We start from the raw sequence: 1,918 nt of genomic DNA, 5'->3' as shown, positions 1-1,918 counted from the left end.
GGTCAACATGAAAGATAAAGGGATTCAGAGTATAGGTTATAATTATTTGAATTTAGCGGATTCTTATTCTATTACCCAAAAAGATCCATGGGGCATCAATACAAGTTTTGGATTAAATTATTTATATCGTGCAGATGGAGCTAAGGTTCGTAAAACCTATTCATCAGGTGGAGGAAGAGGTCAGTCTATTACCAATAAATATACCGATTATTTAGATGGTTTTCAATATAACTTTAGTGAGACCGTTGCTCCTTGCCCTTGGTGCAGAACAAGTGTAGCGTATGAAGCAGAGGCTTTTAGAGATCCTGGTCTTTTTGATCCAATTCCCGGTACTCTGGATTGGCAATTAGATTTTGTTCCTACCTCAGAAGGATTTTACAGCTTTACGGAAAATCGCTATATTTACCAGTATAGAGATCACTTAGGAAATGCAAGGGTTAATTTTGCAAAAAATGCCGCAGGAGCTCTGGAAGTTACTGATACAAATAATTATTATGCCTTTGGAATGAATCATATTGGCGGTATGAAAAGCTTATTGGGAGGATATCAGAATTATAAATATAATGGTAAGGAATTGCAGGAATCCGGAATGTATGATTATGGTGCAAGGATGTATATGCCGGACTTAGGTAGATGGGGTGTCGTTGATAATAAGGCCGAAAAATATTTTTCAATGTCTTCTTACACATATGCTGGAAACAATCCGATTGCTTTTATGGATCCTGATGGAAATGAATTAATTCTTTCATTTGCGACCGACACAGCTCGGCAATCTTATGAAAATTTAGTAAATTCTTCACTTGGAGGTAAATATACAACTACTTATACTAGAGTAGAAGGTACAGATACCTATAAAGTTTCTATTAATATGATTAACAAAGACGCTTTGCTGAGCAAAGAACAACAGGCATTCTATAATAGTTATAATACTGTAGTTGGAGCAAAAGAAATTGTTAATCAAAGCATAGTGGAGAATGACAAGGATGTAATTGTAGGTAGTTTTCAGACAGCTCAGATAGATATAAACGATGTTTTGGAATTTGATAAAGCAGGTAAAGGAGGAACAAGTAGTGCTGGAGCTTTGACGCATGAACATTCAGAACAATTGGAAAAAGCGAAAATGGGACTTAAAAATGGAGAATTAGGTAAAGTTGAAACAGACGCTGCAGGAAACACTACTTATACTGATTTTAATAAAGCCCATGGAAAAGCATTTAAGCCAGAAGGCAAAGTAAATGGAAATGAAAGATTAGAAACAGAAGGTCCAATGAGTATCAATGTATTCCAAGAGAAGGATAAAACGAAAACCAGTCAAGCTATTTGGAAAAACGATACTACGGGAGGCATAACAGTACAAAAAACAAAATTGCCATAATATGAAAAATATATTTTTTATTATAATATTGTTACTATTGATTAATTGTGTTAATACCGTAGAAAAAAACAATAATATATTTGTCCATGGGGACTGTATTGAAAATTTGGATTTCAAAGAAGAGTATTTTTCTAATATCAAGGTTATTGATAGTTTAATAAACAGAAGCGAAGGTAGTCAATTTAATAAATCTCTAGTATTTATTTCAAAGTATTCTCATGTTTCTTTTGAAAGCAGGCTCAATTATGCTGGTCTATATCCATCTGGAATTTATGAGAAAGATAGGAAAGGTTGGATTGATTGGTATGAAAAAAATAAGTGCAAGAACATTCAGTTTAAGAAAAAATAGGTAATATTCCAAAGTTAATGATGAGTGTTTTAAAAGATAAACTCATTAAACTTTAATAATAATTGGAAATATAAGCCCCCATGCTGGAGCGAGCGTCTCGCCATAAGTGTTCGAAACCTCAAAATTATTATATTTGAGTCTAAAACAGATTTATGAAATTAGAAGAAGTTTTAGGCTATATTCCAAAAGAAGAA

2 protein-coding genes are annotated in these 1,918 nt (G+C 33.2%); both read left to right on the top strand.

Annotated elements, in window-relative coordinates; genetic code table 11:
• Positions 1-1,375, top strand: a 1,375-nt coding sequence (locus BUB80_RS23120) for an RHS repeat-associated core domain-containing protein (protein WP_139262917.1), incomplete at its 5' end; no start/stop codon positions are given.
• 1 nt (position 1,376) lies between these two features.
• A complete protein-coding gene (locus BUB80_RS23115) occupies positions 1,377-1,724 on the top strand; it encodes a hypothetical protein (protein WP_073298083.1) in 348 nt (115 codons plus the stop codon).
• The last annotated feature ends 194 nt before the right edge of the window (positions 1,725-1,918 follow it).

The organism is Chryseobacterium polytrichastri (assembly GCF_900142445.1).
GTDB lineage: Bacteria > Bacteroidota > Bacteroidia > Flavobacteriales > Weeksellaceae > Chryseobacterium > Chryseobacterium polytrichastri.
Note: the sequence above shows the minus strand (reverse complement) of the source record. Positions and strands in the feature narration are given on the sequence as shown.